This window comes from Lysobacter sp. ISL-50 (assembly GCF_018612875.1).
Taxonomy (GTDB): Bacteria; Pseudomonadota; Gammaproteobacteria; order Xanthomonadales; family Xanthomonadaceae; genus Lysobacter.
This window is the reverse complement of the sequence record NZ_JAGGRI010000016.1, coordinates 38,445-53,677: the sequence shown is the minus strand read 5'-3', so window position 1 is coordinate 53,677 and position 15,233 is coordinate 38,445. Positions and strand designations below refer to the sequence as shown.

Annotated in this window: 12 protein-coding genes; 1 reads left to right on the top strand and 11 read right to left on the bottom strand. The window is 66.9% G+C overall.

From position 1 onward, the window contains the following. Positions 1 to 811: 811 nt before the first annotated feature. The 10 genes from J7J50_RS09955 to J7J50_RS09910 form a co-directional block, all read right to left on the bottom strand. Positions 812 to 2,824, bottom strand: coding sequence for a proprotein convertase P-domain-containing protein (locus J7J50_RS09955; protein WP_215058213.1), 2,013 nt, complete (start codon positions 2,822 to 2,824; stop codon positions 812 to 814). Between the two features lie 279 nt (positions 2,825 to 3,103). Then, a complete protein-coding gene (locus J7J50_RS09950) occupies positions 3,104 to 5,041 on the bottom strand; it encodes a M12 family metallo-peptidase (protein ID WP_215058214.1) in 1,938 nt (645 codons plus the stop codon). Between the two features lie 446 nt (positions 5,042 to 5,487). Continuing rightward, positions 5,488 to 5,985, bottom strand: a complete 498-nt coding sequence (locus J7J50_RS09945) for a hypothetical protein (RefSeq protein ID WP_215058215.1) — start codon at positions 5,983 to 5,985, stop codon at positions 5,488 to 5,490. Positions 5,986 to 6,237: 252 nt separating this feature from the next. Then, entirely contained in the window at positions 6,238 to 6,921 is a 684-nt protein-coding gene (locus J7J50_RS09940; protein ID WP_215058216.1) for an NAD-dependent epimerase/dehydratase family protein, read from the bottom strand. Then, entirely contained in the window at positions 6,918 to 7,919 is a 1,002-nt protein-coding gene (locus J7J50_RS09935; RefSeq protein WP_215058217.1) for an oxidoreductase, read from the bottom strand. The genes J7J50_RS09940 and J7J50_RS09935 overlap by 4 nt, the downstream gene beginning before the upstream one ends. Positions 7,920 to 7,943: 24 nt before the next feature. Continuing rightward, complete coding sequence (locus J7J50_RS09930) at positions 7,944 to 8,837, bottom strand: SDR family NAD(P)-dependent oxidoreductase (protein WP_215058218.1); 894 nt, start codon at positions 8,835 to 8,837, stop codon at positions 7,944 to 7,946. Between the two features lie 100 nt (positions 8,838 to 8,937). Continuing rightward, positions 8,938 to 9,513 carry a TetR/AcrR family transcriptional regulator gene (locus tag J7J50_RS09925; protein WP_215058219.1) on the bottom strand — a complete coding sequence of 192 codons (576 nt, stop codon included), beginning with the start codon at positions 9,511 to 9,513 and terminating at the stop codon, positions 8,938 to 8,940. A gap of 382 nt (positions 9,514 to 9,895) precedes the next feature. Continuing rightward, the gene (locus J7J50_RS09920; RefSeq protein WP_215058220.1) at positions 9,896 to 11,401 is read right to left on the bottom strand and encodes a S8 family peptidase; all 1,506 of its coding nucleotides are present in this window, start codon (positions 11,399 to 11,401) and stop codon (positions 9,896 to 9,898) included. Between the two features lie 448 nt (positions 11,402 to 11,849). Continuing rightward, a complete protein-coding gene (locus tag J7J50_RS09915; RefSeq protein WP_215058221.1) occupies positions 11,850 to 13,286 on the bottom strand; it encodes a S8 family serine peptidase in 1,437 nt (478 codons plus the stop codon). Positions 13,287 to 13,852: 566 nt separating this feature from the next. Next, positions 13,853 to 14,263, bottom strand: coding sequence for a hypothetical protein (locus J7J50_RS09910; protein ID WP_215058222.1), 411 nt, complete (start codon positions 14,261 to 14,263; stop codon positions 13,853 to 13,855). A gap of 71 nt (positions 14,264 to 14,334) precedes the next feature. Here J7J50_RS09910 and J7J50_RS09905 point away from each other — a divergent pair, with 71 nt between their 5' ends. Next, positions 14,335 to 14,607, top strand: a complete 273-nt coding sequence (locus J7J50_RS09905; protein ID WP_215058223.1) for a hypothetical protein — start codon at positions 14,335 to 14,337, stop codon at positions 14,605 to 14,607. 74 nt (positions 14,608 to 14,681) lie between these two features. On the opposite strand, the gene J7J50_RS09900 is transcribed toward J7J50_RS09905, so the two are convergent. After that, on the bottom strand, positions 14,682 to 15,221 hold the full coding sequence (locus J7J50_RS09900; protein ID WP_215058224.1) for a relaxation protein: 540 nt from the start codon (positions 15,219 to 15,221) through the stop codon (positions 14,682 to 14,684). Between the last annotated feature and the right edge of the window lie 12 nt (positions 15,222 to 15,233).

The following is a 15,233-nucleotide window of genomic DNA, read 5'->3' as shown; positions in this document are numbered from 1 at the left end:
ATTGAAACTGAGACATCGCGCGAATTCATAATGCAATGCAGCTCACGATGAACGGGAACTTGCAGATGGGGTGGTGTGAAGGGGCGATGGCGACGCGTTGCGTCGCGGAGAAAAATCGCGGTTATTCCATAGCTGAGCAGCATCATGTTGCGCTGCACTAGTGGATGCGCGGGCGGTACATTCAGGCGCTCGCCGATGCGACGGGCCGCCCGCTATCGAACTTTCCATCGGTGTGCGACAGCCACGGCCTCTGTTGTGGGAGGGAGCTTTAGCCCCGATGCTTTTCGGGCAGGTCGCGATGCGATTTCAGACACAAAGCTTAGTGAATGCGGATGCATGGATATCTGTACGAAGAGCATCGGGGCTGAAGCTCCCTCCTACAACAGACCTCGAAGCGTCCGCGCGAACATGGAAAAAACCGGCGGGGCCACGTTCGGCTTGCAACGTACCGCCCCTCACCCGGCCATCGCTATACGAAAATCCGGACGATGCACGGCTTGGAAACATGCCATCCCATATCGGACTTGCCAGCCGTGTGCGAGCGCCACGGCGTCTGTTGTGGGAGGGAGCTTTAGCCCCGATGCTGTTCGGTCAGGTCGCCGTGCAATTTCAAACACAAGGGTTAGTGAATGCAGATACATGGATATCTGCACGAAGAGCATCGGGGCTAAAGCTCCCTCCCACAACAGGCCCCAAGCATCTACGCGAACATCAAAAAAAGAACCCCGGCCGAAGCCGGGGTTCTGCTTGCAACATATCAGCCCTCATCCGGACATCGCGACGCGATCGCCCGGACGACGACCCGCCTGGATCAGAACGTGATCGTCCACTTGTCGATCTTGCCGATATCGCCGCCGGCGTTGTCGTTGACGCGCAGCTTCCAGGTTCCGTTCAAGGCTTCGCTCGACAGGTTCTTGGTGTAGGTCTGGTTGATGTTGTCGGCGCTGCCGCCGGTGCGGTTGTGCAGGTTGTAGACCGTGCCGTCCGGCGCGACCAGATCGACCTTCAGATCGCCCCTGTAGGTGTGGACGATGGTGACCGCGATCGGCGTGCTGCTCGCCCCGTTGCCGCTGCGGCCCGACACCACGATCGGGCTTTCCACGGTGGCATTGTCGCTGATCGCCACGTCGGTCTCGTTGCTGTAGGTCTGCGGGCCGGTGCTACCGCCCACCGTAACCGACGCGGTCTTGGTGTTGGTGGCGCCGTCGTCGTCGGTGACGGTCAGGCTGACGGTGTAGGTGCCGGCCGCGCTGTAGGTCTTGCTCGGGCTGGCCGCGGTCGACGTGGTGCCGTCGCCGAAGTTCCAGCTGCGCGAGGCGATGGTGCCGTCGCTGTCGCTGGAGCCGTCGGTGAAGGCCACGGTCAGGCCGCTGGCGCTGGAGGTGAAGTTCGCGATCGGCGGATTGTTGACCGGCGGCGTGCCGCCCGAATCCAGGCCATCGATGAACTGCACGCCGGTGCCGCCCGCGTCGAGCCAGTCGCTCAGGCGGGTCGCCGCGGTGCCGCCGCCGGTCCACGAGGTGAACACGCGGCCGTAGTAGTCGCTGCGATCGGCGCCGGTGGCGCTGCAGCTGGACGGGCCGCCGTGCAACTGGCCCAGCACGCGCTTGTCGGGGCTGTAGATCGGCGAACCGGACGAACCCGGCTCGGTCACGCCGCCGCTGGCCTGCCAGAACACATGCAGGTGCGAGGTGCCGGTGGCACCGTTGTAGCCGCTGATCTGCGTGGCGACGGTCGAGTGACTGATGCGCTTCTCGGCGACGTTGGGATGATGGATCGCGGTGGCACCCGCGAAGTTCTGATCGCGGCGGTCCCAGCCGGCCCAGAACAGGTTGTAGGCCGGGTTGGCGGCGGTGTTGAGTTCCAGCAGGGTGAAGTCGGACGCGGCGTTGGTCGCGCGCACGACCGCGCCGGTCTGCGACTGCGCGAGCGAGCCGTCGCCGTTGGCGCCGCTGGAGGACGAGCCCGGCGCGCGGCAGGTCGAATTCTGGTAGTTCCAATACACGACCATGCTCGAGGCGATCGCCGCGGTGGTCATGCCGCAATGGTTCGCGGTCAGGAAGTACATCTTCTTGTCGTTGGCGGAGTTGTTCACCAGCGAGCCGGTGCACCACATCGTGCCCTGCTTGGAATACGCCGCGACCGAGCGGATCACGTCGCGATGGCCGTTGCCTTCCGGGCACACCACGTCGATGTTGCAGCTGCCCGACACGCCCTTGGCCTGATCCAGCGCGGCGTCGCGCGCGAGCTTGCCGATGCCGACGTAGTCGTGGTTGACCTCGCCCAGGCGCAGCTTGAGTTCGCCGGCCTTGGCCCGCGGCACCACCACTTCGATCACCGCTTCGTCGCCGATCACCACCGGCGTCCACAGCTGGCCGTCGGCCTGGTTGTCGGCCGAGGTGAAGCTGCGCACGAAGTTGGCGCTGGAGCCGGGGGTCTGGTCGGCCGGATAGATCAACATGCGCGCGCCGGTCGGCAGCTTGAACTGGGTGAAGTGGAAGTTCAGCGTCAGCGCGTTCTTGGATTCGATGCGGGTGCGCCACACCACGTGGTCGGCATCCAGGTCTTCCCAGGTGCCTGAGGTGAGCGTGTCGATGTTCAGCGGCAGCGCGGTGGCGAAGCGCGGAACTTCGCGGCGCGCGGCGCGCTGTACGTCCTCGGCGCGCAGCTTGGCGACGTCCACCGCCGGCATGCTGCGCAGGGCGATGCGGTCGATGCGGGAAATGCGCGCGTTGTCGAACGCGGCCGGGCGCAGCGCCGGGCCGGCGATCGCGGTGCCGATCGACAGGGCGAGCAGGCCTAGGGTCAGGGTGAATCGTTTCATGTCTGTCTCCGTCCAGTGGGAATGCAGGCGATGGTTCGCCGCGCATCGGCGTTGACGACGATGCGCGGCCTGGTCTTGCCAGGTGCTGCGTGAGCGACGGCCCGCGCCGCCGCGGTCCGGCCCGAGGCGGAACCGGCTGCGACGGCAGGGGCGGCGGCGGCCCGCGTCCGGACCGGCGCCTGTCGCCGCGCCCGCCGATGCACGGCGGGACGACACGCGGGTGACGATGCGCTGCGGTGAGCGCGTTGGAACTTCAACGACGGCGTGCGCGCACGCGGCTTAGAAGGTGATGCTCCAGGTGTCGATCTTGCCGACGTCGGCGGAGGCGCGATCGGCGGCGCGCAGCTTCCAGCTGCCGTTGAGCGCTTCGCTCGACAGATTGAGGGTGAACGTGCCGCTGACGTTGTCGGCGCTGCCGCCGGTGCGATTGTGGATGTTGTAGACCGAACCGTCCGGCGCGATCAGATCGACGATCAGGTCGCCCTTGTACGGATGCACGATGGTCACCGCGACCTGCGCATTGCTCGGCGCGTTGCCGGTACGGCCCGACACGGCGATGCTGCTCGACACGCCGGTCGCGTTGTTGTCCGGGATGTTGACGTCGGCGCCGTTGGTGTAGGTCTGCACACCGCTGGCGCTGACCGTGACCGAGGCGGTCTTGGTGTGGGTCAGGCCGCCGTTGTCGGTGACGGTCAGGGTGACGGTGTAGGTGCCGGCCGCGCTGTAGGTCTTGCTCGGATGGGTCGCGGTCGAAGTGGTGCCGTCGCCGAAGTTCCAGCTGCGCGAGGCGATGCTGCCGTCGCTGTCGCTGGAGCTGTCGGTGAAGCTCACCGTCAACCCGCTGGCGCTGGAGCTGAAGTTGGCCACCGGCGCGGTGTTGCCGCCCGGCGCGCCGCGGAACGCGGCCATCGCGGCCTTGGTCTGCACCAGCACGCGCTGGTTGTGGTTCTTGTCGGCCGTGCCCATCGCCACGCCGTTGTAGGTCACGTCCGGGTTCGACCAGTAGTTCAGACGCGGGCAGCCGCCGCTGCAGTTGTAGGCCATGATCGTGCGCCACTTGGCGCCGCCCGCCGGTTCATAGCGATAACCGTGGCCGTAGGCGTACGGCGTGTTGGTCGGATCGGCGGCCGGATCGTGGCGCGCCGACAGCAGGTGGCCGATTTCGTGCGCGAAGCTGTAGTAGCCGGTGGCGCAGTCGTAATGCACGGTCGCGAACGCGGTGGCCGCGGTCGAGCCGATCGAATGGGCCAGGCCGCAGTTGCCGCCGTCGTCGATGACCAGCACGCTGACGTCGGCGGCGTTGGCGTCGCGACTGGCATGGATGTCGTCCATGTAGCCGTCGCTGGGGTCGGAGAAGCGGTCTTCGTCGGTGAAGTGGCCGTCGCCGGCCGAGGTGTATTCGACGGTGCGGTAGTTGGCCAGTTCCAGCGTGATGCCGACATTGGAGTTGGTGTAGCCCTGGTTGCTCTCGGCCACGGCCAGCTCGACCAGCGCCTGCATGTCGCCGCCGTACGCGGCGATGGCCTGGTTGGTGGCCACGACCTGCACGCGGATGGTCGCGGTGGCGCCCGGATCGATCGCGCTCGGGCCGACGGCGTTGATCGCGGCGCGGGTGGCGGCGCGCATGTCGATCTGCGGCAGGTCGGAATCGCGGTAATTGGCCGGGTGATCCGGCGGCATGCGGCTTTCATCGACCTCGATCACCGCATGGCTGCCATCGGCGAGCGGGCGGATGCGATACAGATGGCCGTCCACGCGCACGTTGCCGGTGACGCCGTTGCCGCGGCGCACCAGGGCGACCGAGTTGCGTTCGTCGTGGCGCACTTCGCGCGCGTCGTGGCCGGCGGCTTTCGCGTTCTCGCGCAGATGGCCCAGCCACACGGTGCTGCCGCGGCCGGTGTCGCGCGCGCTGTCGAGCACGGCGTTGACCAGATGCGAGCCCAGGCGCAGTTCGATCTCGCGCGTGTCGGCGCTGACCAGGCTGGCGTCGGCGCGCTTGAGTTGCAGCGATGCGGTGGCCGGCGCGGCGGCCAGGGCTTGCGCGCGGCCGAGCGCGGAAGCGCCTTGCGCGGACACAGTGGCGGCGCGCGCGGGCGCGGCGTCGCCGATGAACAAGGGCTGCGCGGCGAACGCCGGCAGCGCCGCGATACCCGATGCGAATACGACGGCGCGCGCCGCATTCAGACCGCGCGAGCGGCCGGAAGACTTGCTGGACATGATTGAAACCCCCGAGAGTGGAAAGCCGCAAAGCGGCCGAAAGGTGACTTCAGCGGACCTCGAGGGTGGAGCTGACGCAAACCCGCCCGTGCATCGAAGCTTCGATGCGCGAATGGAACCGATGAGCGTGCGTGCCCTGCCCTTGCGAAGATCCGTTCGCGGGTCGAGGTCGTCGTCTCACCCGCATCACGACGCTAGCGGCTCGAAGCAAGCAGCGGCAATGGCATCGGAGGCGATTGAAGAGCCACGTTCGTGATGCTTGTCATGCATCGTAAATCTGCCTTCGCCGTGTCGCTTTCTTCCATGCAATGCCTGGAATCCGAAGAAATCGTCTTATTGCGCCGCAACGAAAAAACCCCGGCTTTCGCCGGGGTTCCTGAGGTCGTCCACCGCGCCGCACCGGCCGCCGGTTTCTGTGTCGCGCATCAACGAATCGACATCGCGCCTTATTTGTCCACCGGCTCCGGGCTGCGAATGATCGGACCGAGCGAGATGTGGTTGTCGGGCTCGATGAACTGCACATCCGGATCGTTGGCGAAGGTTTCCATCAACCGCACGGCTTCGGCGCGGTCGAGCGCCGGGCTGACGGCGAACACGTCGGCGTGGATGCCCATGCGGTGTTTCCAGGTCAGCTTCAGGCCGCTCTTGTTGGCCAGGCCGGCCTGCTTCGCGGTGCGGTCCAGGCGCGGCTGCACCGCCCCGGCCTGCGTCAGCGGCGCGGTGCCGTCGCGGTACTTGACGATGAACTGGGCGAACGGCCCGGCGCCGACCGGCGCGCCGACCTGGGCGCGGCCCGGCCTGGCTTGAGCGTCGTCGGGCTGGGCGTATTGCGGCGGCGCCTGCTCGGCCTGCGCCGGTTGCGATTGCGCCGCGGCGGGCGCGGCCGCCGGGGCCGGTTTGGCGGCGGCGGATTTCGGATCGGAAGGATTGCTGCCGGATGCCATGCAGGCGCTCACTGTGAAGGAAAGCAACAAAGCCGTGGCGGGCAGCCACCGTGCGCGGATCGAGGATGACATGCGGGCACCTCCTGGGATGGAGTAGGTTGCAACGCATGCGCGGGCGCTGCGGGGTCGATGTAAGCGCGCGGGCACCGAACCTGGGCTGAAAGCGGCGCGGCCGGCTCATTCTTGCACAGCGCGGATGGCGCCTAGCGCACGGCGCAACGCTGGCGCGGCGGGCGCGAACCCGCGATCGCCCTATCCCTCGCCGCGTTCGCGACGCGCGATCGCCTCGATATCGGGCGGATCGACGATCGCCTTGGCCGCGCCGCGACGCACGACGCCGAGCATCGCCAGGCCGATGGTTTCCGTGCTCGCGATCCGGTTCGGCCAAGCCGCGCGCGCCATGCGCCACAGCGGCCTGGTCAACCGGTACAGCGTGCGCAGGCGGGAATCCTTCGGCTCGATCCCGTGCAAGGGCAGGATCGCGCCGGGCCGGAACAGATACGTCGCCTTGAAGCCGAGCCTTTGCAACTCGTTTTCGGTGCGGCCCTTGACCCGCGCCCACATCGTGCGGCCCTGCTCGCTGCTGTCGGTGCCGGCGCCGGTGACGTAGGTGAAGACCATGCCCGGGTTCAACTTCGCCAGCGTGCGCGCGGCCGCCATCGTGTAGTCGTGGGTGATGCGGGTGTAGTCGGCTTCGTTCATGCCCAGAGAACTCACGCCCAGGCAGAAAAAACACGCGTCGAAGCCGCGCAGTTGTTCTTCCACCGCGCTGAAGTCGAGGAAGTCCGCGTGCACCACTTCGCGCAGCTTGGCCTCGCCGCCGCCGGTCGCGCTGCGGCCGACGGTCTGCACCTGCTCGACGTCCGGCGCGAGCAGGCACTCGCGCAACACGCCCTGCCCGACCATGCCGGTCGCGCCGAAGATCACTACCTTCATGCCGTGCGCTCCGAATTCCAATCCGCACCGCCGGCCGCGGTGCGCGCGGGCGCGGCGGTGTCGATCAAGGTGCTCGGCCAGCTTACTCCGGTCAGTCGGGCCGAAACGTCCCACAGGCGCGCGGCGATGGCTTCATCGAGCGCTCGCGCGCCGATCCTGGCTTCGCCCACCGGACCTTTCTGTTCGAACATGTCGCTGGGGCCGTAGTATCCGCCGCGCTTGGCCTGCGGCGCGGCCGCGGCGTAGACCGTCGGCATCGCACCGCTGGCGGCGGAGTGGCTGGTCCAGGGTTGAAGCCAGCGCACGCCCAGCCGCGTGTACCACGCATCGGTGCCGGGTCCGTTGGCGATCAGATCGGTGCGCGCATAGCCCGGATGGGCGCCGTTGCCGATCAGTCCCCAATCGCCGGCATCGCTGCGCCGCTGCAGTTCGAAGGCGAAGCTGAGCATGGCCAGCTTCGACTGCGCATACGCCCGCCACGGTTTGTAGCCGCGCTGCCATTGCAGATCGTCGAAGTGGATATCGGCCAGCAGCTTGTGCGCCAGGCTGCTGACGTTGACCACGCGCGGCGCGGCGCCCTTGCGCAACTGCGGCAGCAGCCGCGCGGTCAGCGCGTAGTGGCCCAGATAATTGGTGCCGAACTGCAGTTCGAAGCCGTCGGCGGTGGTCTGCCGCTGCGGCGGCGTCATCACGCCGGCGTTGTTGATCAACACATCGAGGCTGTCGTGCTGCGCGGCGTAACGCTCGGCGAACTGCTTCACCGAGGCCAGGCTGGCGAGGTCGAGGTGTTCGTAGCGCACCCGCGCGCGCGGATGCGCATCGCGGATGCGGCGCAAGGCGATCTCGCCCTTGTCGTTGTTGCGGCCGGTGACGATCACCTCGAAATCGGCGCCGGCCAACGCCAGCGCGGTTTCCAGGCCGATGCCGCCGGTGGCGCCGGTGATGACGACGCGGCGGCCGGGTTGCGGCGCGAGTTCGCGCACAGTCCAGGGTTTCATCGAATGGGTTCCTTGTCGGATGGATCAGGCGGTGGGGAATTGCGGGATCGGGCCGCGGGCTGCGACGTCGGTCGATTCGCTGACCGCGCGCCAGCGTTCGCCGGCTTGCGCGCGCTCGTCTTGCGCCGTCAGCGCGTAGTGGCGCGCGTCGCTGCCGAGCAGCAGATGCACCGGCGGCTGCGGGTGATCGGCGATGCCCAGCACCACTTGCGCGACCCGCGCCGGATCGCCGGCGGCGGCGTTGGCGATGTCTTGCGCGGAGCCGTCGCCTCCCACGATCTGGCGCCGCACCGCCAGCATGGCGCCGAGCGATTGCTGGTACTCCGGCAGCAGCTCGGGCATGTCGCGCATCGCCTCCACGGCCCAGCCGGTGCGCATGCCGCCGGGTTCGAGCGCGCAGACCTTGACGCCGAACACGCCGACTTCGCCGGCCAGCACTTCGCTGAAACCGCCGACCGCCCATTTCGCCGCCTGATACGCCGACAACCCCGGCGTGCCGATGCGGCCGCCGACGGAGGAGACCTGGATGATGTGGCCGCTGCGTTGCGCGCGCATCGACGGCAGCACCGCGCGCGACAGATTCACCACGCCGAACAGATTGGTTTCGACCTGATCGCGGAAGTCGTCCGCGCCGGTTTGTTCGAACGGCGCGAGGCGGCCGTAGCCGGCGTTGTTGACCAGCACATCGATGCGGCCGAAGGCATCGATCGCGGCGTTCACCGCGGCCTGCGCGGCGGCGGCATCGGTGACGTCCAGGGCGAACGCGCGCACGCGCTCGCCGTAGCGCGCGAGCAGATCGTCGAGCTGCGCCGGATCGCGCGCGGTGGCGAACAAACGGTCGCCGCGCGCGAGCACGGCTTCGGAAATATCGCGGCCGAGACCGCGGCCGCTACCGGTGACCAACCAGACTTTCGACATGACAGCACTCCTTGAGGATGGATACGACGTGGGGAAACAACTAAATGACTGATTACGCACTCATTAAAAGAGCGGAAAAATCCGCCGCGGGCCGCTGCCCTCAGGCGGAGATCGATTTCCAGAACGCTTCGAACCCGGCTTCGCGGTAATGCCCGACGCGCTCGGGTTCGCGGACGACGAAGTCCATCGTGACCTCGGCGATGGCGCCGAGCAGCGCGCCGACGAAGGTGGACGACGGACTGCAGATCAGCCCCTGCTCCACGCTGTTGTGCAGGCGGCTGTTGAACACCGCGAACGCGGCCGCGCCGGCGACGCGGTTTTCGGCGCTGATGCGATCGGACAAGGCCAACGTGCTGATCACCTTGCGCTTGTGCGGATGCATCACGCCCCAGTCGATGTAGGCCACCCAGAAACGGTGCGCCAGCTCGCGCAGATCCTCTTGGTCCACCTGCCGCAGGCCTTCGCTCATCACGTCGCGCATCTCGTACTTGAGTTCGAGATACAGCTGGTTGAGCAGTTCGTCCTTGTTCGCGAAGTAAGTGAACAAGGTGCCTTCCGCGACCCCGGCCTCGCGCGCGATCTTCGCCGTCGGCGCCGCCAGGCCCTGCTCGGCGAACACGCGGGTAGCGGCGCTGAGAATGGCGTTGCGTTTGTCTTCGCTGCGGGGGCGGGCCATGGCCGGACTGGATCAGTTAATGAGTGATTGCTCAATCATAATAGCGGCGGCGGCGATTGCAAGGGCATGGCGGGAGTGGCACCGGTCCCGGTGGTCCGCGTCAATCACAAAAACCCATGCAAGTTATTTATTTTAAAGGTAAAACATGATCATAAGCCGGGACCTGCCAGCGCCGCCGCTCCGACGAACGGCAGCTATCGCAGCAGCCGCCCGCTCCGAACGACGCGATCGGGAGGACGTGCCGCCCCGCCGCGATGCCATCCCGACCAGACCAGACGCAACAAAAAAACGGCGGTCGGATACTCCCCGGCCGCCGCCTCGCCCCATCGCGCTCGCCGGCGCGCGATACCCGCGCGCCGACGAACGCTTTCCACCCGTGGTTCTACTGCCCGTTCTTCGCCGCGTTGACCGCGGCGGCCGCATCGACGATGCCCGGGCCGATCGGCTTGTCGACCGCGGCCGGGAACGCGCGCGCGGTGCGCTTGAGCAGGGAACGCATCTGCTCCAGGGTCAGCGGCGTCGGCGCCGCCGACTGCACCAGCGCGGCGACGCCGGCGACGTGCGGCGAGGCCATCGAGGTGCCGTTCATGGCCTTGTAGCTTTCCGTCCCCGGGCCCTGGCTGCCGCTGTTGTGGGTCGACACGATGTTCGAGCCCGGCGCGGCGATATCGATCCCGGCGCCGTAGTTGGAGAAGCTGGAACGCGCGCCGCTCGAGGTGGTGGAGGCCACCGAAATGACCGAGCCGCAGTTGGTCATCGTATAGCCCACCGCCGCGCCAGCGGTGTCCGTGGCGGTAAGCGTATCCTTGTCGCTGTTGCCGGCCGCGACCACCACGATGCTGCCGCGCGCCGCCGCTCCACTCAGCGCGTCCTTGTAGATCTGCGGGCAAGCGGTCGGATTGCGGCTGCCCAGGCTCATATTGATCACATCGGCCGGGTTGGGATTGGCCGGAACGCCGGGCACGCTGCCGCCGGACGCCCAGGTGATCGCATCGGCGATATCCGAGCCATAGCCGCCGCATTTGCCGAGCACGCGCACCGGCACGACCTTGGCGGCCGACGCGGTGCCGGCCACGCCCTTGGCATTGTTGGTCACCGCCGCGACAGTGCCGCTGACATGGGTGCCGTGCCAGGTCGAGGAACCGTAGCCGCAGTACTTTTTCACGGATTCGTTGGAAAAGTATTCGCTGAAGCTGATCCCGTCGCCCGGATCGGCCGGATTGGCGTCGCGCCCGTTGCCGTCGTTGGCGATGTAGTAAGGATGCGGCAGGCCATCGGCCGGATCGTCGGCGCTGATCATGTCGTAGCCGGCGATCACGTTGGCGTTGAGGTCGCTGTGACTGGTGACGCCGGTATCGATCACCGCCACCACCGCGCCGTCGCCCTTGGTCACGTCCCAGGCCTGGGTGGCGCGGATGCCGCCGGCGCCGGTGCCGAAGCCGAACTGATCCTTGAACTTGGGATCGTTGGGAGTGAGATACGGCACCATCCGGATGTCGTTGCTCACCGCCAACACGTTCTCATCGGCGGCGATTTCCTTCATCAGGGTGATCGCTTCATCGCGGCTCAGCGCGCGGTTGCTCAGCACCACGTCCGTGCCCGTGGCGGTGCGGCGCAGGCGCTTGAGTTGAACCGCGTTGTTGCCACCGCCCAGGCGGTTGCTGGCCGCGCTCGCGGCCGCGCCGATCGCCTGGTTGAAGCTGGCCGCGTCGCGACGCGGCGCGGTGCCGGGCTTGTAGGTCACCAGCAGGCGGCCGAAGCTCTGGCTGCCGTCGGCATCGAGACTGCGCAGATCGACGCGATTGGCCGCGGAGGCCGAACCGGCGGCGCACAGCGCGAGCGCCATGGCGATGGTGAGTGCGTTGAAAGTGTTGGAACGGATGGACATTGATGCAGCTCCTTTATGTCATTAAGCCGCGATGGCGGCGACGGAGCGGATGCGACCGCGCGAAACATCCCCCGCGGCAACGATCCGGATACGGTGCCGGCCACGGTGTCGGCGATGGCTTGGCCCGGTCACGCTAATGCGGCTTCGAACTCGATAGAGATGCGATCGATACCGCAGTGCGCTGACCAAGTGATAACCCCATCACACGCCATTTGAATTAGGACAAGTCCTAAATCGCGGAGGCCGAGCGCGCCGGCGATGGGCGACGATGCGTCCGGCGGGCGTATCGCCGGCGTCGCGCTCATCGCGTGGTAGTCCCTGCTCCGGTCGGCGCGGCCAGGAGTGCCGCCCCGCCGCGATGCGGTCCCGGCCAGATCGGACGCAAGAAAAAGGCGGCGATCGGAACTTCCCCGGCCGCCGCCTCGCCCATCGCGCTCGTCGCCGGAACCTACTTCTTCGCCGCGGCCACCGCCGCCGCCGCATCGATGAGGCCGGCGCCGCAGCCCGTCGCACACTGGGTCAGCGGGATCGGCCGCGCGCTGCTCTTCAGGATCTGCTCGACCTGCGCCGGAGTCTTGGTCGGCGCGGCGGAAAGGATCAGCGCCGCGACACCGGCCACGTGCGGAGCGGCCATCGAGGTGCCGACGGCCAGGCCGTAACGGTCGGAGGCCACGGTGGAAGTAATAGCATCGGCGGCGCTCGTGCCGAACTCACCCGACGCGCCGCCGGGCGCAGTGAGATCAAGGGTGGCGCCCGACGCTGAGTAGGACGCAAGGGCACCGTTCTTGTCGCTGGCGGCAACCGAAATCACGTTGTTGCAGCCCGCGGGCGTCACCGTCGTGACCTCTTCCTTTTTGTTGCCCGCTGAAGCGACGACCGTGGACCCATTCGCCACCGCGGCGTTGATCGCGGACGTCCACCCCGGAGAGTCGTTGCACAAGGCCGGTAAAGCACCGGCGAGCGAAAGATTGATGACCTTGGCCGGATTGGCGTTGGCCGGCACACCCGCGACACTGCCGCCGGAGGCCCAGACGATCGCATCGTAGATGTCGGACTCTTTGCCGGCGCTTTGCTTACCCAACACACGAATCGGCAAAATTTTTGCGCCGTGGGCCACGCCCGCTATGCCGGTGGCGTTGTTGGTCAAGGCGCCGATGATGCCGGAGACATGGGTACCGTGCCCAACCTTCGACGTATCGATCGGATTGGCGTCGCGGCCATCGCCATCCTCGGGGCTGCCGCAGCCTGAGAGCTTGCCCATGGTCTTGCAATCGGCGTCACTCAGACCGGTCAGTGAACTGATGAAGTCGTAACCCGGCAGAATGTTGCCGTTGAGATCGGTATGCGAGTAGATACCGCTGTCGATCACCGCGACCACCACACCCGTGCCGGTGCTGCTGTCCCAGGCGGTGGGCGCCTGGATACCGGTCGCGGAATCGGCCAGGTTCCATTGCTGGGAAAATTTGCTGTCGTTCGGGAGCATCAGACCCCGCACGGCGCCGTCGCGCTGGACGAATTCGACATTCGGGTCGGCGGCGATCTGGCGCATCAGCGCCGCCGCATCGGCGCGATTGAGCGGCGTATCGGTGCCGATCACCCGTCCGCCCGGCAGGATCATCTGGCGCAACGCCCGCAGACCCGGCTTATCGTCCTTGCCCGACGACCAGGCCACACGCGAGGCGGCCGAGTCGAGCGAGGCCTTCATCGAGGCCGGACTGGTCGCGGGCGCACTGCCGCTGCGGTACTTGACGATGAACTGGCTGTTGCCGTCGGCGTTGAGACTGTCGAGATACGCATGGCCGGCGAACGCGGGTGCGGACAGACCGGCCAGGGCGATAGCGGCGGCGACGGACAGTGCGTTGAAACGCTTGGTGCGTGTGGACATCGGTGGAGCCCCTGAGTGTCATGAGCCGCGATAGCGGCGAAGGAGCGGATGCGGCCGTGCGAAACATCCCGCGCGGCCACGATCCGGGCACGGTGCCGGCCACGATGTCGGCGGTGGTCCGGCGCTGTCGCGCTGGTGCGACTGCGACTCCATGGGAGACGTGATCGATACCGCGGCGCGTGGGTCAAGTGATAACCCGATCACGCGCGGTTTGAATTAGGACGAGTCCTAAACCGCGGATGCGGCGCGCGCTGGCGATGCACGCCGGACCGCTCCGGGTTCGCGCGCGGAACCCGTTCATCGCATCGATGCTTCGCAAACGCTTGCCCGGTTCCGGCCGCGGCCGGCAGCCCGGGTCGGTCCTCCAACGCCACGCCGGAGAGTGTGCTCGATGTGTACTGGGTCGTCGTCGCATCGCGCCGCGCCGACGCGGCCGATGCGATGACGGGTTCCCCGGACTTCCAACTGCCGCCGGAAGTCCGGGCCCGTCTCCCCACCCAAGTTTTCGCCGCCTCGCGCGCGGCGTTCGATCAATACGAATCGCTTGCGTCCGCCATCGCCGCGGCTCAGGCCTTGCCGCTGGGCAACACGTATTCGATTTGCGGATCGCGGGCCAGACGGCGCATCAACGCGAGCGCTTCGGCGCGATCGAGCTGGCGATCGGCACGTATCAGATCGGCGCCGGTTGCGAGGCGGCGCACGCGGCGCAGACCGGCGGCCTGGACGAAGCCGGCTTCGGTGTCTTGCAAGGCGCGATGCAGGCGGTCTATGTCGCGGCGCGCGTGGCGGCCGCCGTGGTATTTCACGATGAACTCTTGCATGGATTGGCCGAGCGAAGCCGCCGCATCGTCCGCGCCTACGCCTACGCTGGGTATCGCGACCGTATCGCCGTCGCTCAAGGCGACGGCGGCGGCGATCGTGGAGATCGCCGCGAACAACGCAGGCCCGCGGGAACAAGGCGATGGAAGAACCGGCATGGATTCGATTCCGAAAGCGGCCGCGTTTGCGGCGTTGCCCTGCGCGCCTGGGCGAAGGGAGTGTGCTGCGGATGGAAGTCCTGGCTGCCACCCTCGGAATTGAAGTTACCCAGCGCGTCGCGGCGGAACCATCAGACGCGTCTGAAAGCACGTTAATGACGTCGAATATCGGCATGTCCGGGATCGATTTCGTTTACCGATACGCCGCGCGCCGGTTGCGAAACCGCGATATAGGCGCTCTGCCGAGCCAGCAACAACACAAAAAATCGATCGAGTCGGCATCCTCGTTGGCCTGCAGGACGCGCAAGAAATGGAGTCGGCGCGCCCGCGTGCAAAGCAATTGATCGAATCTGAATCAGCGGCCCGGATGGCGCTCGCAGATTACTCTGAGTACGACAGGCGCAGCAGGCGAAACCGCTCAGCGCGATTTGACAGGGACATAGTCGCTTTGCTGCTTGCCGCCAGCATCCACCTTTACGCATAGGCGACCGCCGCACAAAGTCACGTCCGCCTGGTTGTAGGCCTTCAGCAAATCGGCGGAAATCTGATTCTTTCGAATCTCGTCGTAGTAGTGCTTCGACAGCCAGGCGCCGCCCGACAAGAGCAGCACCAGACTGCCCAGCGTGATGCCGGTTACCTTCCATACCAGCTGCTTGTGCAATCGCTCCATGCGCTGAAGCTGCTTCGCCAGCGCCTGAGATCCGCTTTGCAGTAAACCGCCCGCTTCGTGCAGCCGCTGTTCGTAGGCGGCGACCGGCTGTTCGATACCATCTCGAACGCTGCCCATCACCTCACCGGGGATACGCCGCATCTGCTCGTCCGCCGATTGCCGCACCATACCGGGGACTTGCTGCGTGAGCTGCCGCAGTTCACGGTTGGTCTGCTCGCAGCGTCGGTCGAATTGCTCCACCAGAGCGGCGATCTTGCTGACCAAGATCGTAGCGGCTTCCTCATTCATATCTCCCCCTCT

Coding starts and splice junctions, on each gene's coding strand:
- J7J50_RS09955 (WP_215058213.1), bottom strand. CDS start 2,824: ATGAAACGATTCACCCTGACCCTAGGCCTGCTCGCCCTGTCGATCGGC.
- J7J50_RS09950 (WP_215058214.1), bottom strand. CDS start 5,041: ATGTCCAGCAAGTCTTCCGGCCGCTCGCGCGGTCTGAATGCGGCGCGC.
- J7J50_RS09945 (WP_215058215.1), bottom strand. CDS start 5,985: ATGGCATCCGGCAGCAATCCTTCCGATCCGAAATCCGCCGCCGCCAAA.
- J7J50_RS09940 (WP_215058216.1), bottom strand. CDS start 6,921: ATGAAGGTAGTGATCTTCGGCGCGACCGGCATGGTCGGGCAGGGCGTG.
- J7J50_RS09935 (WP_215058217.1), bottom strand. CDS start 7,919: ATGAAACCCTGGACTGTGCGCGAACTCGCGCCGCAACCCGGCCGCCGC.
- J7J50_RS09930 (WP_215058218.1), bottom strand. CDS start 8,837: ATGTCGAAAGTCTGGTTGGTCACCGGTAGCGGCCGCGGTCTCGGCCGC.
- J7J50_RS09925 (WP_215058219.1), bottom strand. CDS start 9,513: ATGGCCCGCCCCCGCAGCGAAGACAAACGCAACGCCATTCTCAGCGCC.
- J7J50_RS09920 (WP_215058220.1), bottom strand. CDS start 11,401: ATGTCCATCCGTTCCAACACTTTCAACGCACTCACCATCGCCATGGCG.
- J7J50_RS09915 (WP_215058221.1), bottom strand. CDS start 13,286: ATGTCCACACGCACCAAGCGTTTCAACGCACTGTCCGTCGCCGCCGCT.
- J7J50_RS09910 (WP_215058222.1), bottom strand. CDS start 14,263: ATGCCGGTTCTTCCATCGCCTTGTTCCCGCGGGCCTGCGTTGTTCGCG.
- J7J50_RS09905 (WP_215058223.1), top strand. CDS start 14,335: ATGGAAGTCCTGGCTGCCACCCTCGGAATTGAAGTTACCCAGCGCGTC.
- J7J50_RS09900 (WP_215058224.1), bottom strand. CDS start 15,221: ATGAATGAGGAAGCCGCTACGATCTTGGTCAGCAAGATCGCCGCTCTG.